The sequence below is a fragment of the Flavobacterium xizangense genome (assembly GCF_054075145.1).
The window spans coordinates 1-21789 of sequence record NZ_JBSIPG010000018.1; the positions used below are offsets into that span (position 1 = coordinate 1).

The 21789-nt window shown below is 37.8% G+C and carries 21 protein-coding genes and 1 pseudogene; 19 read left to right on the plus strand and 3 right to left on the minus strand.

Annotation, left to right across the window (positions count from 1 at the left end; translation table 11 throughout):
• Positions 1 to 192 precede the first annotated feature (192 nt).
• The 7 genes from ACWA1B_RS22070 to ACWA1B_RS22100 all read left to right on the plus strand — a co-directional run bounded on the left by ACWA1B_RS22070 (position 193) and on the right by ACWA1B_RS22100 (position 6903).
• Positions 193 to 606, plus strand: a complete 414-nt coding sequence (locus tag ACWA1B_RS22070; protein ID WP_456910689.1) for a DUF1348 family protein — start codon at positions 193 to 195, stop codon at positions 604 to 606.
• 64 nt (positions 607 to 670) lie between these two features.
• Positions 671 to 1360, plus strand: a complete 690-nt coding sequence (locus ACWA1B_RS22075; RefSeq protein ID WP_456910691.1) for a hydrolase — start codon at positions 671 to 673, stop codon at positions 1358 to 1360.
• 43 nt (positions 1361 to 1403) lie between these two features.
• Positions 1404 to 3182: an amidohydrolase gene (locus ACWA1B_RS22080; RefSeq protein WP_456910693.1), complete on the plus strand. Its 1779-nt coding sequence runs from the start codon at positions 1404 to 1406 to the stop codon at positions 3180 to 3182.
• A 26-nt stretch (positions 3183 to 3208) separates the two neighbouring features.
• A complete protein-coding gene (locus ACWA1B_RS22085) occupies positions 3209 to 3610 on the plus strand; it encodes a DoxX family protein (RefSeq protein WP_456910695.1) in 402 nt (133 codons plus the stop codon).
• A 2-nt stretch (positions 3611 to 3612) separates the two neighbouring features.
• Positions 3613 to 4986 (plus strand): alginate export family protein, encoded by a 1374-nt coding sequence (locus ACWA1B_RS22090; protein WP_456910697.1) that lies wholly within the window; start codon positions 3613 to 3615, stop codon positions 4984 to 4986.
• 73 nt (positions 4987 to 5059) lie between these two features.
• Positions 5060 to 5998, plus strand: coding sequence for a ring-cleaving dioxygenase (locus tag ACWA1B_RS22095; protein WP_456910699.1), 939 nt, complete (start codon positions 5060 to 5062; stop codon positions 5996 to 5998).
• Positions 5999 to 6129: 131 nt separating this feature from the next.
• On the plus strand, positions 6130 to 6903 hold the full coding sequence (locus ACWA1B_RS22100; protein WP_456910701.1) for a sulfite exporter TauE/SafE family protein: 774 nt from the start codon (positions 6130 to 6132) through the stop codon (positions 6901 to 6903).
• Between the two features lie 353 nt (positions 6904 to 7256).
• On the opposite strand, the gene ACWA1B_RS22105 is transcribed toward ACWA1B_RS22100, so the two are convergent.
• From ACWA1B_RS22105 to ACWA1B_RS22115, 3 genes and pseudogenes are all read right to left on the minus strand, one after another.
• A complete protein-coding gene (locus ACWA1B_RS22105) occupies positions 7257 to 8153 on the minus strand; it encodes an MBL fold metallo-hydrolase (RefSeq protein WP_456910729.1) in 897 nt (298 codons plus the stop codon).
• Positions 8154 to 8237: pseudogene (locus tag ACWA1B_RS22110) on the minus strand (twin-arginine translocation signal domain-containing protein); the annotation flags it as partial.
• A gap of 139 nt (positions 8238 to 8376) precedes the next feature.
• Positions 8377 to 9483, minus strand: coding sequence for an alpha/beta hydrolase (locus tag ACWA1B_RS22115; RefSeq protein WP_456910703.1), 1107 nt, complete (start codon positions 9481 to 9483; stop codon positions 8377 to 8379).
• A 625-nt stretch (positions 9484 to 10108) separates the two neighbouring features.
• Between ACWA1B_RS22115 and ACWA1B_RS22120 the strand changes: the two genes are divergently transcribed.
• The 12 genes from ACWA1B_RS22120 to ACWA1B_RS22175 all read left to right on the plus strand — a co-directional run bounded on the left by ACWA1B_RS22120 (position 10109) and on the right by ACWA1B_RS22175 (position 21706).
• Entirely contained in the window at positions 10109 to 10582 is a 474-nt protein-coding gene (locus ACWA1B_RS22120; RefSeq protein ID WP_456910705.1) for a Dps family protein, read from the plus strand.
• 23 nt (positions 10583 to 10605) lie between these two features.
• Positions 10606 to 11313, plus strand: a complete 708-nt coding sequence (locus tag ACWA1B_RS22125; RefSeq protein WP_456910707.1) for a YoaK family protein — start codon at positions 10606 to 10608, stop codon at positions 11311 to 11313.
• A 19-nt stretch (positions 11314 to 11332) separates the two neighbouring features.
• On the plus strand, positions 11333 to 11629 hold the full coding sequence (locus ACWA1B_RS22130; protein WP_456910709.1) for a GNAT family N-acetyltransferase: 297 nt from the start codon (positions 11333 to 11335) through the stop codon (positions 11627 to 11629).
• A gap of 17 nt (positions 11630 to 11646) precedes the next feature.
• Positions 11647 to 12261: an alpha/beta hydrolase gene (locus ACWA1B_RS22135; protein WP_456910711.1), complete on the plus strand. Its 615-nt coding sequence runs from the start codon at positions 11647 to 11649 to the stop codon at positions 12259 to 12261.
• 9 nt (positions 12262 to 12270) lie between these two features.
• Positions 12271 to 12621, plus strand: a complete 351-nt coding sequence (locus tag ACWA1B_RS22140; RefSeq protein WP_456910713.1) for a cupin domain-containing protein — start codon at positions 12271 to 12273, stop codon at positions 12619 to 12621.
• A 103-nt stretch (positions 12622 to 12724) separates the two neighbouring features.
• Positions 12725 to 16378 carry a bifunctional metallophosphoesterase/BamA family protein gene (locus tag ACWA1B_RS22145; protein WP_456910715.1) on the plus strand — a complete coding sequence of 1218 codons (3654 nt, stop codon included), beginning with the start codon at positions 12725 to 12727 and terminating at the stop codon, positions 16376 to 16378.
• Between the two features lie 139 nt (positions 16379 to 16517).
• Positions 16518 to 17096 carry a Crp/Fnr family transcriptional regulator gene (locus ACWA1B_RS22150; RefSeq protein WP_456910717.1) on the plus strand — a complete coding sequence of 193 codons (579 nt, stop codon included), beginning with the start codon at positions 16518 to 16520 and terminating at the stop codon, positions 17094 to 17096.
• Between the two features lie 131 nt (positions 17097 to 17227).
• Entirely contained in the window at positions 17228 to 18109 is an 882-nt protein-coding gene (locus tag ACWA1B_RS22155) for an SDR family oxidoreductase (RefSeq protein WP_456910719.1), read from the plus strand.
• Between the two features lie 18 nt (positions 18110 to 18127).
• Positions 18128 to 18598 (plus strand): DinB family protein, encoded by a 471-nt coding sequence (locus tag ACWA1B_RS22160; protein ID WP_456910721.1) that lies wholly within the window; start codon positions 18128 to 18130, stop codon positions 18596 to 18598.
• Positions 18599 to 19196: 598 nt separating this feature from the next.
• Positions 19197 to 19937 carry a metal-dependent hydrolase gene (locus tag ACWA1B_RS22165; protein ID WP_456910723.1) on the plus strand — a complete coding sequence of 247 codons (741 nt, stop codon included), beginning with the start codon at positions 19197 to 19199 and terminating at the stop codon, positions 19935 to 19937.
• 121 nt (positions 19938 to 20058) lie between these two features.
• Positions 20059 to 20892: a helix-turn-helix transcriptional regulator gene (locus tag ACWA1B_RS22170; RefSeq protein WP_456910725.1), complete on the plus strand. Its 834-nt coding sequence runs from the start codon at positions 20059 to 20061 to the stop codon at positions 20890 to 20892.
• 268 nt (positions 20893 to 21160) lie between these two features.
• Complete coding sequence (locus ACWA1B_RS22175; protein ID WP_456910727.1) at positions 21161 to 21706, plus strand: carboxymuconolactone decarboxylase family protein; 546 nt, start codon at positions 21161 to 21163, stop codon at positions 21704 to 21706.
• Positions 21707 to 21789: the final 83 nt, after the last annotated feature.

Below are 21789 nucleotides of genomic sequence, written 5' to 3' on the forward strand. Positions count from 1 at the left end.
TTGTTTGCTACAGGTCATTTCGCACTTGAGAGTTTTGGAAAAGAAATTGGGGCCTTGATCAGTGATTTTCTTGACAGGAAAGTAGCCCGATAAAGAATAAGCCTCCCAATGATCCGCATCAGGTATAGTGAAGAGTATTCAAATTATATATCTGAGCGAAAGATAAAAGGATTAATTCCTAAATCATCTATTATGGAAAAGAAGTATCCATTGCCTCCTTTCACCCTGGAGACTGCGAAGCAGAAAATACAATTGGCGGAAGATGCCTGGAACAGTACTGACCCTGAAAGGGTGTCGGAGGCCTATACAAAAAACTGTGAATGGCGCAACCGGTCTGAATTTATCACCGGCAGGGAATCAATTGTGGCTTTTCTAACTGCAAAATGGGAGAGGAACAAAAACTATAGGCTCAAAAAAGAGTACTGGGCCCATTTTAAAAACAGGATAGCCGTTCGGTTTGAATATGAGTTCCAGAGTATGGATGGTAGATGGTACAGGGCATATGGAAATGAAAATTGGGAATTTGATGATAATGGGCTCATGACTAAGCGTTATGCAAGTATAAATGATTTGGAGATTGAAGAAAAGGACAGAAAATTTAAATAGACCGGCCGTGATTCAAAACAAAAGCCGGATCTAACTGAAGTAGATTAATTTTAAGTATATAATTATGAAAAAATATTTAGTTATTATTTTGGTGACAGCCATGCCATTTTTGACATGGGCGCAAAAACCCAGCCCAGCGCTATTGACACCGATGAATCATACATTGGTAATGATTGATCTTGAAGGGCAGATGGTTTTTGCAGTTCATAATATTCCGGTAGAGCAACTCAGAAATAATGTAGGTCTTGTAGCCGGGGCATCTAAGATTTTTAATGTTCCAACTATTGTTACTACTGTAGCTGAAAAATCTTTCAGCGGACCGGTACTCCCGGAAGTTTCGGAATTTTACCCAAAGACCCCCATCAGTTATATGGAACGTACTTCTATGAACAGCTGGGAAGATGTCGCTGTTTATAAAGCAATTGTTGGCAAGGGTAAAAAATTCGTAGTCTTCAGCGGGCTTTGGACTAGTGTTTGTATTGTGGGGCCAGTATTATCTGCCATCAATGATGGCTATACCGTATATTTTATCACGGATGCCTGTGGAGATGTTTCTGAAGAAGCTCATATTATGGCCATTAACAGAATGATCCAGGCCGGAGCAATTCCAATGACTTCGCTGCAATATTTATTAGAACTTCAACGCGACTGGGCAAGAACGGAGACCTATGTGGCTGTTACCAACTTAGCCAAGAAGTATGCTGGTGGTTACGGTGTAGGAATTCAGTATGCTCATGATATGATCAAGCACTAGACTAAAGAGCCAAATACAAAACGTTTTCTTAAAGTTAAAGATTATGAAATCTATCATTGGAACCATTGCCATTGCAGCGACATTTTTCTGCACGCCTGTCGGTGCGCAAAAAAAAGCTACTGTAATTATAAAAAATGCAAATGTGATTACCCTGGATGAGAGTAATCCCAAAGCACAGGCGATTGCAATTCAGGGAAATAAGATTCTGTCGGTAGGAAGCTCGGCGGCGATCTTAAAAAACAAAGCAAAAGAAACGCTTGTCATTGATGCAGCGGGCAGGACAGTTATACCTGGTTTATATGATTCGCACCTGCATGTTATCAGGGGTGGGAGATTTTATAATACCGAGCTCAGATGGGATGGTGTAAAAACGCTCAGCACTGCTATGCAGATGCTTAGCGACCAGGCCAAGCGTACACCAGAGGGGCAATGGGTCAGGATAGTAGGCGGCTGGAATGAGTATCAGTTTGCAGAAAAACATATCCCTAGCCTCAAGGAAATTAATGATGCCACAGGGGATACGCCAACATTTATCCTTCATTTATACGGGGAGGCCTATCTGAACAAGGCCGCTTTAAAAGTGCTGGGAATTAATGAGGATACACCGAATCCTATAGGGGGTCTTATCCAAAAGGATCAGTTTGGACAGCCTACCGGGCTTTTGGTGGCAGAGCCTAATGCGCTTATTTTATATGCCACGCTTTCAAAATTGCCGGAGCTTTCCCCTGAGCAGAAGATAAATTCTACAAAGCTGTTTATTGGCGAGCTTAATTCTTTGGGTGTTACAAGTGTAATGGATGCCGGAGGGGGCTTCCAGAATTTTCCTGATGATTATGCCATTACAGATAAGCTTTCTAAGGCTGATGAACTCAATATAAGGCTTCCTTATTATCTCTTTGCACAAAAGCCGGGAAAGGAACTTGAGGACTATCAGCGCTGGATCGGTATGGTTGATATAGACCAGGGAATCGAAAATCAAGACAACGCCCCTTACTATGTTCAGGGCGGTGGGGAGAATTTGGTCTCCTCAGCGGCTGATTTTGAAAATTTCACCAAACCGCGTCCTGTGCTGCCTGAGGCGATGGAAGGGCAGCTTAAAGCAGTTATAAAGACGCTGGTTGAGCATCATTGGCCTTTTAGGCTGCATGCGACTTATAACGAAAGCATCACCCGTTTTTTAAACGTCATTGAAGAGGTAAACAAGGAAGTGCCGATAAATGGTACCATGTGGATCATTGATCACGCGGAAACTGTTTCCAGTGAGAATTTGAAACGAATCAAAGCTCTTGGTGGCGGAATTTCAATACAGGACAGGATGGCTTTTCAGGCAGAGACCTTTATTTCAAGGTATGGAAAAAAGGCGGCATTAAATACGCCCCCCATCAGAGAGATGCTGGATCTAGGAATTAAGGTAGGTGGCGGAACTGACGGTACCAGGGTGGCAAGTTATAATCCATGGATTGCCCTTTATTGGCTTGTCACCGGAAAATCTGTTGGAGCAATGGAATATGCGGCCAAAGAGAACCAGCTTGGAAGAATAGAGGCATTAAAAATATATACTCAGGGAAGTGCTTCATTAATTGGTCAGGACAAAGATAGGGGAACAATCAAGGCAGGATATCTTGCAGATTTGGCAGTGCTCTCTGAGGATTACCTGACTGTTGATCCGGAGAAAATAAAAGATATTTTCTCTGATCTCACCATTCTTAATGGTAAAGTGGTTTATGGAAGTGGTATTTTCTCTAGATTGGCACCTCCATTGCCAGCAGCTTCACCGGCATGGAGTCCGGTAAATTTTTATGGAACATCTCAAAGAAAATAGCCATGTGGTACTATATAGTGATATCAATGCGATCCGACCTCGGCTCTGTTTGGAATAACAGGGCTGTATTCCTATTCCGACTTTTAATTTCAGGAGAATTAATTGTAGTTCATGGATTAAAGAAAATTGGTATAGGAATAGCGCAGGCAGAGGTGGTGCCAAATCCATTGGGACTGCCTGATATGCTGAACCAGATTTTTGCCACGGGTGCCAATCTGGTATGCCCATTATTTATCATTCTTGGTTTGTTTACCAGACTTGCCACAATACCTATTGTGGCCGTTACGCTGACAGGATATTTTGTAGTACATGGCAATGATTCGCTTTTAGAGCGTGATGTCCCTTTTATGTTTAGTGTTGCTTTTCTTTTTATAATGGCGGTCGGAGCGGGTCGTTATTCCTTGGATCATCAGTTTTTAATTAGATAACAATGAGGCTCTTGCATTTTGTTATCTGTTTCCTTGCTTTAGCCCTTAAGGCGCAGAGCCAGATAAGTAATGATATTCATTCATTGCGTTATGAAGATGACTTTTCCGATTTGAAAAAGGACAGTACCCTGAGTGCGTATCAGCAAATGAAATTCATGCCATTGAGCAAAAACAAGCAAACCTACTTTTCATTTGGTGGAGATATACGGTATCAGTATTATAAGGTTACTAATGAGAATTGGGGTGATATTCCCAATGATAGGGACGGTTATACACTGAGCAGGTTTCTGGCGCATGCTGATTTTCATGCAGGAGAGTATTTTAGGTTTTTCTTTCAGATTCAGTCCAGTAATGCCAATAGCCGTATTGATGCTGATCCTGTCGAGAATAATCCTCTTGATGTCCATCAGGCATTCTTTGATGTCCAAATTTTAAATACACCCGATAATCACTTGATTTTCAGGTTGGGCCGACAGGAAATGAGATATGGATCGCAGCGCCTGGTTTCAGTGCGCGAATTGCCAAACAGCAGAAGAGCTTTCGACGGAGCGAAATTAATATTCAAAGATAAAAATTGGGCTCTGGACCTGTTCTATTCGCATCCCGTTCATAATAATCAAGAAATATTTGATGATCATTTTAACAAGGACACAAAATTTTGGGGAAGTTATAGTACAGTAAAAAATATTCCTTTTTTTCAAAATGTGGATCTTTATTATATGGGGATATGGAACAGGAAAGCTGTTTTTGACGATGCGACAGGAGAGGAAATGCGCCATTCATTGGGGACACGTATATGGAATGGTGATAGAAATTTTCTCTACGATATAGAAGGAGTATATCAATTCGGGACGCTTGGTAGTTCAAAGATAAAAGCATGGACGATATCTGCCAGCTTGTCAAAAGAGTTGGAGGATATTAAATTCAGCCCCGTCCTTGGTTTAAAAACCGAACTTATCTCAGGAAACAGACACTACGGCGATACCTCGCTAGAGACTTTTAACCCCATGTTCCCCATGGGAGCTTATTTTGGTCTAGCGGCTCTTATAGGGCCTGCAAATTTATTTGATTTGCATCCTTCAATAGATATGGAACTGACGCCCAAATTCAGTTTCTCATTTGATTATGATCTTTTCTGGAGATTAAGTCCAAATGATGGTATCTATTCGGTTAATGTGCAGCTGATATACACAGGTAAAGATACACAGGATCAATTTATTGGAAGCCAATATACCTGTGAATTTAAATATTCCCCTGTGCAATTGCTCATCTTAAAACTTGAAGGCACTTGGTTTGACTCCGGTGGTTTCATAAAAGAAAGCGGTGCCGGAAAAGATACCCTTATAGGAGGAATTACGGCTCAGTTTAAATTTTAATGCAAATTCATTTTTTGATTATAATTTTTAAGACATGGAATTTATGTCAATATAATTCTAAAAAGATATTCTCATGGAAAATACAATTTTAGGCATTCACCATATAACGGCAATCGCTGGTGATGCGCAACACAATTTTAACTTTTATTCAAATATACTTGGTCTGCGTTTTATAAAAAAAACAGTCAATTTTGATGATCCTCATACCTATCATTTCTATTTTGGGGATCAGACAGGGAGCGCCGGAACAATTTTAACTTTTTTCCCCTGGGGGGGAAATGTACATCAGGGCAGAAGAGGATCAGGTATGGCTACTGAGATTGGTTATTCTGTGCCCAAAGGGAGTCTGAAATTTTGGCGCAGGCGTTTTGAGCAGTATAATGTAATTTTTAATAATACCGATGAAAGATTTGGAGAAAAATACCTGACTTTTCTGGATCCCGATGGATTAAAAATAGAACTTATAGAATCGAAAACTGCTGACAAAAGAAAAGGATGGGAGACCAGTGAAGTAAAAAAGGATGTTGCGATAAAAGGCTTTCATAATATCACACTTACCTTAAATGCTGTTGGACCTACAGCGGCCATACTAACGGATATTTTTGGTTATAAGCTAATTGAGCAGTCCGTAAATCGTTACAGGTATGCAATTGACACTGTTGATACTGCAGCTATTGTAGATCTTCTAGAGTTGCCCGCGGAAAAAAAAGGGTTGGTTGCCGGCGGTACGGTTCATCATGTAGCGTTCAGAGTACTTAATGATGAGTCGTCCAAGTATTTTCGTGAAAAAATCGATTCAGCAGGTTTTGATATTACCCCACAGATTGACCGTCAATATTTCCATTCCTTATATTTCAGGGAGCCCGGTGGAGTACTTTTTGAAATTGCTACAGACAACCCCGGATTTAGCGTTGATGAGCCTGTTGAAGAACTCGGAAAAAATCTGAAGCTTCCCTCTCAATATGAGCCCCGCCGCAAGGAGATAGAGCTGCATCTGGCAAAAATAAACTGATCATAACTTCATCGTTTATCAAAGTTGCTTTTTTTATAACCAGGTCGATAATCAGGTGCTGAATTGTTTTTTAACAAAAACGATGACAAAACGATTTTTGCGTTTCACAATTGAATTTAAATGAAGCAATAATGGATTATGCTGATTTCATTTTATTATTTATTTCCGGTATGGCCGGAGGTGCTCTCAACGCTACTGTGGGAGGGGGATGGTTTATTGTTTTTCCAAGTATAATAAGCCAGGGAAGACAGCCCGTTAGTGCAAACGCTATGACAACTGCCACTCTGTGGTCGGGGCACATCACCAGCATGAAAAGTGAAGGCAATACTAGTGTAATAACAAAGCAAAACAAAAAGTTCCTATGGATAATTTCTTTAACCGGAGGTATTTCCGGTGCTTTTTTACTGGTTATTTTCTCCCATCAGACCTTTGAGGACATAGGGCCTTATCTCTTGTTATGCTCGTGGATTATGTTTACTTTCAACAAGCCTATTGTATCTTATCTTGAGAGCAAGGAAAAAAGAGCTTTCGAGTATTCACGTGGAAAGTTGATTCCTTTATTTTTATTACAAGTTTACGGCAGCTATTTTGGAGCCGGCGTAGGAATGATGTTTATAGCCCTAATACGTTACTATGGTTTGAAACACGACAAAGAGGTTTCTGCTTTGAAAGATCTCATGGTTTTAGTGAATAATGGAATCGCTCTTTTTATTTATATGTACTGCGGGCTTATTCACTGGCCGTTTGCAATTGCATTGATATCAGGCTCTACTATTGGTGGTTATTATGGGGCAGCATTATCACAAAGAGTAAATATGATAGTTGTGAAAAGAGTCATGATAATTGTTGGGGCACTGGTTACTTTACATATTTTAGGTATACTGGATCTAGACGCAATCATATAAAAACAGTGGTAATGCAGTAAATTTTTTATTATTTAAAATAAGATTAAATATCAGATATTTAAGTCGTAAGCTTATGCTTTTTAAAGTGTTTGTTTACGTTTTTTTTTTTTTTTTTTTCAACTAGTGTTAGTGCAGATAGTTATACCAACAAAGAGGATTAAGTATTGCGTTACTTAAAAAAAGATGAATTCAAATTATGTTCCCAATAACGAAATAAGTTGACAGTTATTGAAAAAAATCCTTTGCATTGATTTATTAAAATCACATGCAAAGGACACTAATAATAACAACTCTAAAATTATAATTAACCCCTATTAACCTCAAAAAGAACTTTTACTATTAGTTTAACTTTATTATGCTATTCCTTTGTAAACCAAATAGGTGAATACATCCCCTTTTATTACGAAACCTCCCCATTTGGCGTCATAAGCAGCTGTCGGTTTTGTTGCAACTACCTGCTCTAATGTTTTGCCCTGTTTTTTAAGAGCAGCTACTTTTTTATGTATGTCGATAAGCATATCTCTAAATTCCGCCAATTCCTTTTTATTGCCCACAGGACCGTGGCCAGGAACTATAATAGTTTTATCAGTAACTCTGGCAACATTTTCTTTTGCCGCTTTGATCATTCCCGTGATACTTCCACCGGTGTTGTAATCTATAAATGGATAATAGCCATTCCACCATGTATCGGCCACAACAAGTATATCCGCCTTTGGAAAGTAAACAGAAATATCACTGTCGGTGTGCGCTGGATCGTAACGCTTCATTAGGATTTTTTCACCGTTAAAATTCATTACATTTGTATCCTTAAAAGTTTTTGAAGGCAAGGCTTCTGCAGGTGCTGGGGGAAATGTATAATCCCAGTCATCAACTCTGGTTTCCACTGCAAGATGTTTACGCGTGTTTTCCTGAGCAATTATGGTAGCCCCCTCCTGCTTGATCCATAAGTTCCCATCAGCATGGTCAAAATGCCAGTGTGTGTTGATTAGGAATTTCAGTGGTTTACTGCTTATATTTTTAATAGCTGCCGAAACATTTGGTTTAGAAACTCCAATACCGGCATCGACCATCAGCAATCCATCAGGACCATTCAATATTGATATGTTTCCACCTGATCCTTCCAGAACGGTGATGTTTCCTCTGAGCTTAGTCGGAACTATTTCCGCTGTGGCGGCGGCTCTCATAATAGTTAATACAGGACTTTCCTGATAGGCTTTAAAAAGCAGATTTTCTTTTTGTGATAACACCATCTGTGGGGCCAGTACAAGCCCAACAGCCAAAATACTGGTAGCTCCAAGAAATCTTCGACGGCTTACATTAAAATTAGATTCCATAATAATTAGATTTTAAGTTAGATATTATTTAGCGGCAGATGCCATCGTCAGTGTTTTTCCTTTTCGAATCTCTAAACGATTTTCGCTTACTGCAGGATCTAAGTTTGTCTAATGTGTGATTCTGCCGCGTAATTCTTATTTATTTTTTTAAAAATTCCTTTAGTTGGGCACCGCCCTGAACAGTCAAGGCATTTACAGCAGGAAGTGTTGCAAGGCCATTTAAGAGTCCAAAATCATGTATCATTCCATCATATCGCACAGTTGTGACTTTCACGCCTGCTTCACTTAATTTGCGTCCAAAAGCTTCTCCTTCATCTCGCAGGATATCATTCTCGGCAACTTGGATTAAAGTAGGCGGAAGACCTTTTAATTGCTCAAGGCTTGCCTGAAGAGGCGATGCATAAATCACATTTCTTTTTGCAGGGTCAGGAATATAATAGTCATACATCCATTTCATAATCGGAACGGTAAGGAAACGGTCCTGTCCATATTTTTTATATGATTCAGTATCGAATTTGGAATCCACTATAGGCCACATCATCACGAGACCTTTAATTTTAGGCCCGTTATTTTCTTTTGCCTTTAATGCAGTCACGGCTGTCATATTGCCTCCAACACTATTTCCGACTATAGCCATATTAGTTCCATCAACATTGATCTCATCACCATGTGCAGCTACCCATTTTGTAGCGGCAAAAATTTCATTTATTGCGACAGGATACTGCGCTTCGGGAGTTCTTGTATAATTCACAAAAACGGCAGCGAATCCGGAGTGTACCACCAGGTCCCTAACCAATCTCTCATGGGTAGGGAAATCTCCAAGAATCCATCCTCCACCATGTATAAATATAAATACAGGCAATTTTTCTTTTACACCTTTTGGTCTAACAATATTCAATGATACAGTAAGGCCGTCATTGGTAATTGTTTTTTCTGAGACTTCAATTCCTGAAAGGTCTACTTTGACACTCGCCTGCGCATTTGCCAGCACATCTTTGGCTTCTTTGGGAGGCAGTTTCTCCAGAGGAGTACCACCACTGTTTAATACTTTTAGAAATTTTCTGACCTCGATATCCAGGTTTGGGTCAGTATTATAATCCGTGATAGTAGTTTCAGTTGTTTTCATATCTTTATTTGTATCCGTATTGGTTATTGTATCTTTATCCTTATTGTTACAGGCCGCTAATGAAAGCGCAATAGAAATTAATCCCATTTGAGTTACCTTTTTGATATTTGTTGTTGCCATTTTGTGATGTTTTAAGGTTTACAAAATATTTATTTAGTGCAGCTACACCCTTATATATCGATATTTTGAGAAATTAATCTACTCGAGTGATATTGCCTTCTCAATTATTATCCTTGACAAAGTTGCGATAGATATCCCTATCCCGGTTAGTCACTTTTTCCTTATCTATTAACTATTTTTCCCGATCCTTAGGGTTTAAAATCAGATGCCTTATAAGTTTGTAAACCTTTTTTGCCAAGGTCAGGACTATTTATGGCGGGTTTTATTCCAACACTCGAAAAATACGTTGGTAATAAAAATGTTATCCTCAGACAAACAAACCCTAATCGCCTCTTTCTATATGATTTGATTTTTGCCTGCCCTAATGGTTTTATCTATTGCAAAAACGTATCCTGATTTTATACGTATGCCGAACTGCATAATTTCATGCTGAAGATCAACTATAAAAGAAAAATAGTTAATAGATCGGGAAAATTTGCCAAACATGGAGCCTGCGTGATTTACTAGTTTTGTAAATGAAACGATAAGGAAGTGCATAACTTGGGTAGTCCGGAGTTTAATTGTCCAATGACTTTATACGGCTTCTTTAAATATCGTCTGTATTTAACTTCTAAAAAAAGAAATTATGGATCCTAAAATTGGAATTAAGGAGGAAGATCTGGCAGGTGTTGCACACGCTATGTGTAAAATTCTAGCCGATGAGTTTGTGCTTTACACTAAAACAAAAAAAGCGCATTGGAATGTTGAAGGCATAAATTTTCACAGTATGCATGTGTTTTTTGAACAGCAATACCAGGAGCTGGATGAAATTGTTGATAGTGTGGCAGAACGAATAAGAACACTTGGACATTATGCACCGGGTTCCTTGAAAGAATATCTCGCACTTACCCAGCTCTCTGAACAGTCCAGGGAAAAAAATGACAGTTTAGGATATATCCGAGAATTACTGGCAGACCATGAGAGCATTCTTATTCTGCTTCGTGAAAACATCAAAAATTTTGCTGCAGTCTGGAGTGATTTGGGAACCAGTGATTATATAACAGGGCTTTTGGAAACGCATGAAAAAATGGCCTGGATGCTGCGTTCCCATATGAAGTAAAATATGTTAAAATGATCTGATAGATGAAAAAAAATATAGGATACTTAACAGTTTTACTTGCGGCAACTGCCGGTTATTGTGACACGGTCACTTTTGTTGCTGCTGATAATATTTTCTCAGCTCATGTTACGGGCAACTTTATCGTTTTTGCTTATCAAATCATTAATGGGAACGATCCAAATGCAATGTTCAGGCTCCTTACATTTCCTGTTTTTATTATATCCATTTTGATTGCAGGATGGATAGTGAAAAAATCAAATAGTTCAAAATATGAACTATTGTATTGGGAAGGAGTTGTATTAACCATGACGGGCATTGTTTCTTATATACTTAAACTAGGGGGTATTATCTCTGAGCAAACCACATTCATACTGGTTATGTTTTTTGTCGTGGCAATGGGATTTCAAAATGCATTTGGCAAAATATACAGCAGCGAGACTTTGGGACCGACTACTATGATGACAGGGAATGTAACACAGCTATCACTTGAATTGGGACATATTTTGAAATGCATTTTTAAAAATCGGATGTTGAGTACTAAATTTTTAGAACAGCTTATTACCGTCATGGGATTTTTGACAGGATGCTTAATGGGGGCTATCGCGGGCAAATACCTGAGTCTGGGAGCGGCCATTTTACCAGGACTCGTCTTAACATTATATTACTTTGACAGGTTGGAAAAAAGGCGGATTAAAAAGGTGATCTCGGATGATAATCATGAAATAGGGTAAAAATTTAATTCATCAAAAAATGACAACAATAGCATTAGAACTCGATCAAAAAAAACACGGGGCCTTTTACATATCAGAAAACGAGCAAAGATTTGGAGAAATGGCAGTAAGCCTAAAAGATAGGACCCTTTCGATATACCATACTGAGGTAAAACCCGAGGCAAAAGGAAAAGGATTTGGTCAACAACTCTTTGACAATATGCTCGATTATGTTGCAAAAGAAGGTCTGATGGTAAGACCTTTCTGCCCTTTTGTTCGCGCTATGTTTGAAAAGGATCCTGAACGCTACAGTCCCATCTGGATAAAAACAAATTAACTCTCAAAAAGAAGGTCATGCATAAACACCATATAGAACAGATAGTGAGGGCCAGCGATACCAAAGCTTTGATTTTAATCCATGGCAGAGGAAGCACAGCAAAAGATATACTTGGGATTGCTTCGGAACTGTCTATAAAGAATTTTTCCCTTTATGCACCCCAGGCAACAAACAGGAGCTGGTATCCCTTGTCGTTTTTGGCCACACCCGAGCTCAATGAACCATGGCTTGAATCCGCGATTGATTTGATATCACTTACCATAAAAAAGATTTTAGAGGCAGGCATATCCAGGGAGCAAATTTATTTTCTTGGATTTTCACAAGGTGCATGTCTTGCTGTTGAGTTTATAACCCGCAATGCTTCCAGATATGGAGGAGCGGTAATTTTAACAGGCGGACTCATTGGTGACAGGATTTATCCTGAAAGATATCAGGGTCATTTTGAAAATACCCCCATTTTTTTGGCAACCAGCGATCCCGATATCCATGTTCCGGTGCAGAGGGTTAATCAGACGGCGGAAATTCTAATAGAAAAAGGGGCTAAAGTAAACAAGAAAATCTACGCCAATATGGGACATATTATTACGGAGGAAGAGATAATGCTGGCCAACGAACTTATTTTTAATTTATAACCACTACTCATGTTTAAAATAACCAAAATATTGAGTGATGAAAATGGAGACAGTTATTTTGAAGATTTCTATATTCCTTTGAAGGATGCCGGAAAAATAGGTTCTTTATCGGAGGGAGAAAAAGTAAGCGCTTTAATATTCAGAGAAGTTGAAAGTACTTATGACAATGATTTCCATAATCCGCCGACACGACAGTACATTGTTCTTTTGGACGGAGGTATAGAAGTGGAAACATCACTGGGAGACAAGAGGATTTTTGAATCAGGAGAAGTTTTACTGGCAGAGAATGTCAATGGGAAAGGCCATAAAACAAAGAACCTGGAAAATAAGACAAGACGATCCCTTTTTATACTGATATAGGTAAATTGACAGGGGACGAAAAAGGGGGGAACCTTGGATTGTTTATTATTTATCAATACGAATCATTATGAAAAAAGCAACAATTTCAGCATTATTATTTTTATTGCTTTTCTACGGGTGTGCAACTTTGAAAGAGCAGTCCATTGACGTAATGGAACAACCAAAAGATAAAAGGATAACCAATAGTATCTATCTGGCTGGAGGTTATGGAAAGGCAATCCCTGATCGTACTTATTTGCAGCAGTTCAAAGAAGTATTGAAGAAATCGCCAGAAACTTCAACGTTTTTGTTCCTCGGAGATAATATCTCATCTGAAATAAAAGACAGTCTTTCTGACTTGAAGCAGCTCAAAGAACAAACTGAATTACTCAGGGACTATAAGGGGAAAACCTATTTTGTTCCCGGGGATTCAGAATGGAAGTACAAAGACAACCGCAAAAGCAAAGCTGCCCAGGATTTTTTAATGGATGCAATGGGCACTTCAAACAGCTATCTGCCTAAAAAGGGAAATCCGCTGGCAAGGGTGGCAGTAAATGACAATCTCGATATTATCTTTATAGATTCACAGTGGTATATTTCAAACTGGAACGATGTAAAATACATAAATGAAAATTCACCGGATATAAAGACCAGAAGACGGTTTTTGGAAGAGCTTGAAAGTATGATTCGAGATGCAGCATTTAAAAATGTTGTCTTAGTGATGCATCATCCCATTTTTACCAATGGAAAGCATGGCGGTAAATATAGCTTTAACGACTATTTGCATCCTTTGCCAATAGTGGGTTTTGGCGATAAAGCAGTCAGAAAACTAGGAGGAAGCGATCCTCAGGATATTGCATACAGCAGATACAGGGAGCTGGCCGGTTTTGTGGCTGCCCTGGCCAAATTATCTGATAACTTGGTCATTGTTTCAGGGCATGAGAATAGTCTGCAATATCTTCAGGGCAATGGAATTCATCAAGTTATCAGCGGTTCATTTTCAAAAAGTGAAGCTACAAAACTCTCCAAAGAACTTATCACTGCTCTTGGAGGAAAGTTGAGCTATCAGGGTATTTACACCTCCAGTGAGAAGGGGTATGCCAAACTTAATTTTTATGACGATGGTTCATCAGATGTGGAGTTTCATTCTTTTGAAAATGACAGATTATTATACCGTCATGCATTAAGTAAGGCACTTCCAAATATAGAAAAGGAGCATGGAAATGAGGTGTTTGCGGATTTTTCAAATACAACAAAAACGCAGATTTTAACTCAGGAAGAAACATCTAAATCGTGGTTTTACAAGTTATTCTGGGGTCAGCATTATCGTGATTATTATTCAAGGGAAGTGACTGTAAAAACCGCTTTGCTTGATACTTTATATGGCGGACTAACGATACTAAAAGAAGGAGGTGGACATCAGTCCCAATCATTGCGACTACAGGATAAAAATGGAAAGCAATATGTAATGCGATCACTGCGTAAAGATGCCCTCAAATTTTTGAGATTTAAGTTAAAAGGTATTGCTTTTAATCCCGATTCTTATGATGACACAGCGACAGAGGAACTGGTCTCCGACTTTTTCACTACCGCTCACCCTTATGCACAGCTTGCTTTAAATGATCTGGCCGAGGCAGCTTTAATAAATCATTCCAACACGAAATTATATTATTTCCCTAAACAATCCGGATTTGGGGATTTAAATGATAAATACGGTAATGGATTGTATTATATTGAAGAAAGGCCTTCAAAAGATCAGAGAGATTTTAAAGGATATCAGCATACTTCCATAGGCAATGCGGGTAAAATCGTTGATTTTATCAATACAGAAGATGTTCTTGAAAAACTTCGTCTTACTGATAAATACAGTATTGATAGACGTCAATACATCCGTTCAAGAATTTTTGATATGCTTATTGGTGACTGGGATCGTCATGATGGCCAGTGGAGATGGGCGCTTAGGGAAACAGGAAATAAGTCGGGGATTTTCTCACCAGTGCCAAGGGACCGCGATGCCGCTTTTTCAAAATTTGATGGAGCTGCTTTGGCAGTTGTCAAAAATAGAGTACCGGAAACCCGGTTTTGGCAAAGTTATGATGACGATGTAAATAATGTAAAGTGGTTTAATTCTGAGGCTTATAACCTGGATAAGATTTTTGTTTCCCAATCTGATGCATCCATTTGGAGTGAAGAAGCAGTATCAATTCAAAAAGGGCTGACGGACACTGTGATTGACAAGGCATTTTTGAATCTCCCAAAAGAAATGCAGGACGAGGCTTTGGAAGATATTAAAACCAAGTTAAGAAACAGACTGAAAAATTTGAACGATATAGCGGTTCGATATGCAGAGTTTCTTAATGAAAAAGTAGTTATCCACGGCACTGATGAAAAAGATATTTTCCAGATTACCAGACAGCCTAAGGGAAATACAGCAATAGAAATATTTTCTGAAAAGAACGCTAGTATGCCTTATTATTCCGCTGTGATAAATTCAGATACAACTTGCGAGATTTGGATTTATGGGCTCAACGGTGATGATGATTTTACAGTAAAAGGCGAAGGGGATAAGGAAATACTCGTGCGTATAATCGGCGGTTATGGAACCGATCATTACACTTTGGAGAATAATGATAAAACCCGCATTTATGACTATGATTATGAAAAGAATATCGTTGATGCCAAGCAGTCCTCAAAAAAACAATTTTCATCGCTTTACGAAACCAATAATCTGCATTTCAGGTATTTTATTCCCAGCAATAACATTTTAGTGCCTGTGTTGGGTTATGCTACCGATGACGGTTTTGTATTGGGAGCAAAAGACACTTACACTTATAATGCCTTCAACGGAAATCCGCATAAGCAGGTACATGAGATTTTTGCCAATTATTATTTTACTTATCAGTCGGCTGAAGCAGGATATAATGGAAGTTTTTTTAATGTTTTTCCACATATCAATTTGCTGGTAGAAGCTTATTTTTCAGGAGCTAAGTTTTCCAATAACTTTTTTGGCTATGGAAACGAAACCGTAAATGATGACAGGACGCTGGGAAAAGATTATAATCGGGCCAGAACCAGACAGACAACTTTTAATGCAGGACTTGAATATCATAGATTTAAAATTAAGGCTTTATTTGAGAGTTATGAAATTCAGGAAATGAACGATCGTTTTTTTACGCCGGCCAATGTAGATCCGGTTGTATTTGAGCGACAAAACTATGTTGGTACCGAGGCATCTATTATATATATCACTAGGGATGCAGAAGATTTTTCTACAAAGGGATTATATGCTTCAGCCAAGGCAGGATGGAAGATCAATACGGATAACAGCGATAACAATTTTGGTTATTTTGTTGGAAAAGTAGGACTCGAGAATAAGCTTGCCAATTCAGGCAATCTGGTATTTCAGACCGTTGCTGAAGGGCGGGTTATTTTTGGGGATAATTATTATTTCTATCATTCTTCTTTTCTGGGAGGGAATAATGGACTGCGCGGTTATCGCAATGAGCGTTTCAGCGGTAAAAATAGTTTGTATGACAGCTCCAACCTTAAATTGAAGCTGGCCACTTTTAGAACTGGGCTTATCCCTCTGGATTTTGGAATATATGGAGGATTTGATGTTGGACGTGTCTGGATCCAGGATGATCCTTCAAGGAAGTGGCATACTTCACAGGGTGGAGGCATCTGGCTTGGAGGACTTAGTTCTCTGAGTCTGCAGGCAGCTTATTTCAACTCTGATGAAGGGAATATTGTTTTTGTAGGTTTCAATTTTAAATATTAATCAAAAAGATGTTTTTGACGATCGTATTTACTTTAGAGGTATCGTCGACCAATAATTATTTATTGCAATTGTGCTATCTTTGAATTCCGAAATTAGAACTGGTTTCTGATGAAATTTTTAAATTTTATACCCATTTAATATGTTTGAGTTTTTTGCCAAATATTTACAAAATCAGATACAGCTGAGTGATGCAGAGTTAGAAATGATCCGGGCGGTATGCGTGGAGCGCAGACTAAGAAAGAACCAGTATCTTTTGCAGGAAGGCGATGTATGGCGTTATAATGCCTTTATTACAAAAGGATGTTTAAGGACTTACATAGTAAACGATAAACTACACGAGCATATCCTAAATTTTGCAATTGAGAATTATTGGACTGGTGACAGGGAAAGCCTGCTCAACGGTACACCCTCACGATATAATATTGATGCAATCGAAGATAGTGAATTACTGCTGATCAGCAAAGATGATTTTGCAATGCTGATGAAAAAGATCCCACAATTTCAGGATTTGGTAAATCTAATAATCGAGAGAAGTTTTGTTGCCAGCCAGGAAAGAATCAGTATCAGTATCAGTCTGAATGCAGAAGATAAATATGCCTGTTTTATGGAGAAACAGTCACAGATTGCCGCAAGAGTTCCACAACACATGGTGGCTTCTTATTTAGGTATAACCCCTGAAACGCTCAGCCGCATAAGAAAACTAAGTTTAAAAAAATAGCTTATTAATTCATTTAAACCTGCAGGCACTTGATATATATCAAGTGCTTTCTTATTTTATGTCAATTAATAGATCCTCTTTTTCAAAGTAATTTTGCAGTATTAAATTCATTAATATAAAAAAGATAAAATATGATAGTAGTAACTGGAGCTTCAGGGTTTATAGGAAAAGGGGTGATTGAATTTTTATTAAAACAAATGCCCGCAGATCAAATTGTTGGAATGGTCCGTGATGTAAATAAGGACAAAGGGTTAAATGATTTAGGAATAGAGATCAGAGAAGGAAATTACCAGGATTATGATTCGCTGCTAAAAGCATTTAAAGGCGCTGAAAAAGTACTGTTGGTTTCGGCTCATGCCTTTACGGATCTTACTGCTCAGCACATCAATGTTATCGATGCGGCAAAAGAAGCAGGAGTGAAGCACATTGTCTTTACCAGTATTTATAGAACAGAAACTGCCCAGTACAGTATTCCATGGGTAACTTTAAGCATGAAAGTTACCGAGAATTACATTAAGAATTCAGGTCTTACCTATACCATACTGCGTAATACATTCTATTCTGATTATCTTCCTTATTATTTTACCGATGTAATGACGTCGCAAGAACTTTTTGTTCCAGGTGGAGACGGGTCAGTTGCTTTTGCTTTAAGATCTGAGCTGGCTGAGGCTACAGCGAATGTTTTAGCGCAAAACGGTCATGAGAACAAAACTTATGCACTCAATGGGAATAAGTCTTATTCGTTCAGTGATGTTGCAAAAATATTATCTGAAGGTTCAGGAACAGAGATACGTTATGTAGATGCTTCTGCCCAGGATTTTATTGATAAAATAACCAAGACAGGTGTACCACAGCCACAGGCTGAATTTTTTGCTCAATGGGTTCACGCTATGAAAATGGGAGATATGCAGGGAGACGGTTCTAATACATTAGAAACGCTTTTAGGAAGAAAACCTACCACACTGGAAAGCTTCTTGAATGGAGTTTATTTTAGCGATAAAGACTCTAAGTAATTAAAGTAAGGATCAACAATGAAAATAGCAGGAGCAGGGGGAAGTGAAGCAAAGACAGAAGGGCATTTCATTTTTCTGGCGTGGCTTTTACAAAATAGAAAAATTAGTGACCTTATCAACAAGCTCACAGAAGAGGATCTAAAAAAGGACGTAGCTCCTGGAAGGAACAGCGGACTTTATTTATTAGGACATTTAATTGCCAGTAATGATCTGTTAATGCCTTTGTTTGGTTTTGGAGAAAAGATGTATCCAGAGTATGAAAAAATATTTTTATGCACTCCCGATAAATGCTCTCAAAATTTTCCACCAGTTGATGAGGTAAAATCGCATTGGTTTTCTCTCAATGAGGTATTAAAGCTGAATTTCAATGCCATGTATGAGAAACAGTGGATTATTGATAGTGATCTGGCTACACAAAGAATCAATATGTTATTGAGTGTAGTCAATCATCAGTGTTATCATTTGGGACAACTTGCTTTTTTATTGTAAATTAATGAACTTGTTTGATTTGCAAGTTTAAGATGAAGCCTTGATTTTATATCAAGGCTTTTGTTTTTAGATTGAAGTACGTCTAAAAAAAGTAATAGATATGTACTTAAGTGTTGATGCCTCTGTACACTATTGGCAATTCATGATAAATTAGGGAAAAATTGCCAACTAATAAAGAAAATGTGACTAACTACTGCCATCTTAGGTGTTGGATCTTTGTAATATAAAAATGAAAGACTAATTTAAAGGATGATGTATTTTAGAGGATATGTTCGAAAAATAACCCATACTGATACTTTAACTTTAAATAGGACCTTTTGAAATAAGATATGTTTTTCCAGATGAACTATAGGACATGCTTAAAGATTTTTCCTTTTCATTTTTTACAATATTGACTTTTTCATTTTTGACATTTCTTCGTTTATTGATTTTCTTGTTTCTTGATTTTTTTCAGCTATACTTTTCATGGTGTGTATGGCTGAACATTTTCAATATATGATGGATCCAAAATAAATGCAATACAACTTAAATATTATATGAGTACAATGAGTGTAATTTTATTGGTTTTCAGGTGTTTATATTTAAATTTATAGAGTTAATGCCCCATATAAAAAGTCAAGACCTGCTGTTTAAATTATTAATTATTAATTCTAATATCATGAAGGTAACGTATTATGGACATTCCTGTTTCTCAGTGAATGCAGCTGGGAAAAATATTCTTTTTGATCCTTTCATAACTCCAAATGAACTGGCAAAAGATATCGATGTAGATCAGATCAATGCGGATTATATCCTGCTGTCCCATGCACATTATGATCACATTACTGATGCAGTAAGAATAGCAAAAAATACAGGGGCGAAGGTTCTGGGTAATTTTGAGATTTATAACTGGCTTTTAAAAAATGGAATTGAAAATTCTTATCCAATAAATCCGGGCGGAAAAGTTGATTTGGATTTTGGCATTCTTAAATGTGTTACAGCCCAGCATTCAAGCAGTTTTAGTGATGGAAGTTACGGTGGTATTGCATGTGGTTTTGTTTTAACTACCCCAGACGGGAATTTTTATTACAGCGGTGATACGGCCCTTACTGTGGATATGGGGCTGATACCTAAATTTACCAAACTTGATTTTGCAGTATTTCCTATAGGTGATGGACTTACTATGGGAATTGAAGAAGCTGTTGAAGCCTCTAAACTGGTAGGTGTAGACAAGATATTGGGGGTTCATTACGATACTTTTGGTTTTATTGTTATGGATCATCAGAAAGCATATAGGGAATTTAACGATGCACAGCTGAACCTTTATTTACCAAACATTGGTGGTACAGTTGAATTATAAAGAAAACAGAGCCTTGGTTTTTATTTTTTTATCTGGCAATTCGTAGTTACAAATTTATTTAATATCTTACTAAAGAATTAAAAGTAATGTATTTCACTATAAAAATTTAATACGGATATCTATGATTTACAAAGGCGACAGTAAAGAGTTTCTGACCTTAAAGGAATTAAATAATTTGAACAAAGAGGTTATCTTCAATTCCAATACCACTGATATGACGCTCCTATGGAATAAAGGTGAGCAGATGAAAATCATGATTGATAAGGTAGAATATAATCTAAGTAAGGATGAGGTAATCTTTTTGACTGAATTCCATAGAATCGACAGCTTAAATCTGGATTCGGTTCGATTCATTCGTTGGAACCAGTCTTTTTTTTGTCCAATCAATCAGGATAACGAAGTCGGAAGCAAAGGACTTTTGTTTTTTGGAGCGACAGGGGTACCGATTGTCAAGATAATCGATGATGAATTGAAAAGTTTAGAAAATTACTGGGAAAATTTTTCTACAGAAATGAATTCCAATGACAGCCTGCAAAAAGATATGCTACAGTCCATTTTAAAGCAGATACTTATTTTTTGTGCCAGAAGCCTGAAAAAATCGAGTAATTTTGAACGTTTAGAGAAAAGCGAAGTGGATATAATCAGGGAATTTAATTTTTTGGTAGAAGGTCATTTTTCCAAACATCATGATGTTGCCTTTTATGCTTCCAAGTTAAATAAGTCGCCCAAAACGCTTTCTAATCTTTTTGCACTGGTTTCCAATAGACCCCCTATAAGTATCATACATGACAGGATAATGCTGCATGCACGCAGACAGATCAATTACACTAATTTATCCATTAAGGAAATTGCATATGATCTGGGCTATGAAGATATTCAGACTTTTAGCAGATTCTTCAAAAACAGAGAAGGCATTTCCCCAAACCAGTATAGGGAAAGAGTTAGATTGAATTAATTATGAGTAATATCAATAATTGAATGCCCTTTAGGGGCATTTTTTTATGCTTTCTATTTCAGATTAAAAGTGAGGCAATTTGCTTTAATGACATTTTATGCCTCATTTAAATTCCCGTTGGTCAGCCATAATATAATTATTATAGGAGTTTGGGAAAAAGTGTTAACTCATCGGGAAAATGTGACTAACTACGCCCTTGTTAAGTGTTGCACCTTTGTACTGTCAATAATGACTAACAAATAAACATATTAATTAAAATAATAAGATTATGGCACGATTAACAGCTTTAAACCCAGATAATACAGAAGGAAAATCAAAAGAACTATTTAATGCCGTAAAAGGCAAAATGGGAATGGTTCCCAATATGATGAGAACCATGGGAAATGCACCGGCGGTACTTAATGGCTATCTAGGCTTCAGCGCGGCTCTTAACAGTGCAACGCTGGATCCAAAATTAAGAGAATTGGTGTCACTTATGGTGGCAAACGAAAATGGATGTGATTACTGTAATTCAGCGCACAGTTTCATAGGAGGAAAAATTGGCTTGAACGCCGAGGTTTTGGCCCAGGCAAGATCAGGTGCTTCTTCAGATGATAAAACACAGGCGGCGTTGGAATTCGCAAAAGCAATACTGGATACCAAAGGAAATGTATCGGATTACGAAATCGAGAAATTTAAAAAGGCAGGTTTTGGAGAAGAGCAAATTGCTGAAATGATTGCGGCTGTCTCCCTTAGCATATTTACAAATTATTTTAATAATGCGGCCAAAACCGATATTGATTTCCCTAAGCTTGAACCAATTAAAAAAAACTAACTAAACTATTATGAAAACGACTTATCACACAAGAAAAATCAACGGAGTTGAAATTTTCTACAGAGAGGCGGGAGACAAAAACA

What these genes read in the sequence shown, in the direction of transcription:
- ACWA1B_RS22070 (WP_456910689.1), top strand. Translation starts at nt 193, where the DNA reads ATGGAAAAGAAGTATCCATTGCCTCCTTTCACCCTGGAGACTGCGAAG.
- ACWA1B_RS22075 (WP_456910691.1), top strand. Translation starts at nt 671, where the DNA reads ATGAAAAAATATTTAGTTATTATTTTGGTGACAGCCATGCCATTTTTG.
- ACWA1B_RS22080 (WP_456910693.1), top strand. Translation starts at nt 1,404, where the DNA reads ATGAAATCTATCATTGGAACCATTGCCATTGCAGCGACATTTTTCTGC.
- ACWA1B_RS22085 (WP_456910695.1), top strand. Translation starts at nt 3,209, where the DNA reads ATGCGATCCGACCTCGGCTCTGTTTGGAATAACAGGGCTGTATTCCTA.
- ACWA1B_RS22090 (WP_456910697.1), top strand. Translation starts at nt 3,613, where the DNA reads ATGAGGCTCTTGCATTTTGTTATCTGTTTCCTTGCTTTAGCCCTTAAG.
- ACWA1B_RS22095 (WP_456910699.1), top strand. Translation starts at nt 5,060, where the DNA reads ATGGAAAATACAATTTTAGGCATTCACCATATAACGGCAATCGCTGGT.
- ACWA1B_RS22100 (WP_456910701.1), top strand. Translation starts at nt 6,130, where the DNA reads ATGGATTATGCTGATTTCATTTTATTATTTATTTCCGGTATGGCCGGA.
- ACWA1B_RS22105 (WP_456910729.1), bottom strand. Translation starts at nt 8,153, where the DNA reads ATGGTGTTATCACAAAAAGAAAATCTGCTTTTTAAAGCCTATCAGGAA.
- ACWA1B_RS22115 (WP_456910703.1), bottom strand. Translation starts at nt 9,483, where the DNA reads ATGGCAACAACAAATATCAAAAAGGTAACTCAAATGGGATTAATTTCT.
- ACWA1B_RS22120 (WP_456910705.1), top strand. Translation starts at nt 10,109, where the DNA reads ATGGATCCTAAAATTGGAATTAAGGAGGAAGATCTGGCAGGTGTTGCA.
- ACWA1B_RS22125 (WP_456910707.1), top strand. Translation starts at nt 10,606, where the DNA reads ATGAAAAAAAATATAGGATACTTAACAGTTTTACTTGCGGCAACTGCC.
- ACWA1B_RS22130 (WP_456910709.1), top strand. Translation starts at nt 11,333, where the DNA reads ATGACAACAATAGCATTAGAACTCGATCAAAAAAAACACGGGGCCTTT.
- ACWA1B_RS22135 (WP_456910711.1), top strand. Translation starts at nt 11,647, where the DNA reads ATGCATAAACACCATATAGAACAGATAGTGAGGGCCAGCGATACCAAA.
- ACWA1B_RS22140 (WP_456910713.1), top strand. Translation starts at nt 12,271, where the DNA reads ATGTTTAAAATAACCAAAATATTGAGTGATGAAAATGGAGACAGTTAT.
- ACWA1B_RS22150 (WP_456910717.1), top strand. Translation starts at nt 16,518, where the DNA reads ATGTTTGAGTTTTTTGCCAAATATTTACAAAATCAGATACAGCTGAGT.
- ACWA1B_RS22155 (WP_456910719.1), top strand. Translation starts at nt 17,228, where the DNA reads ATGATAGTAGTAACTGGAGCTTCAGGGTTTATAGGAAAAGGGGTGATT.
- ACWA1B_RS22160 (WP_456910721.1), top strand. Translation starts at nt 18,128, where the DNA reads ATGAAAATAGCAGGAGCAGGGGGAAGTGAAGCAAAGACAGAAGGGCAT.
- ACWA1B_RS22165 (WP_456910723.1), top strand. Translation starts at nt 19,197, where the DNA reads ATGCCCCATATAAAAAGTCAAGACCTGCTGTTTAAATTATTAATTATT.
- ACWA1B_RS22170 (WP_456910725.1), top strand. Translation starts at nt 20,059, where the DNA reads ATGATTTACAAAGGCGACAGTAAAGAGTTTCTGACCTTAAAGGAATTA.
- ACWA1B_RS22175 (WP_456910727.1), top strand. Translation starts at nt 21,161, where the DNA reads ATGGCACGATTAACAGCTTTAAACCCAGATAATACAGAAGGAAAATCA.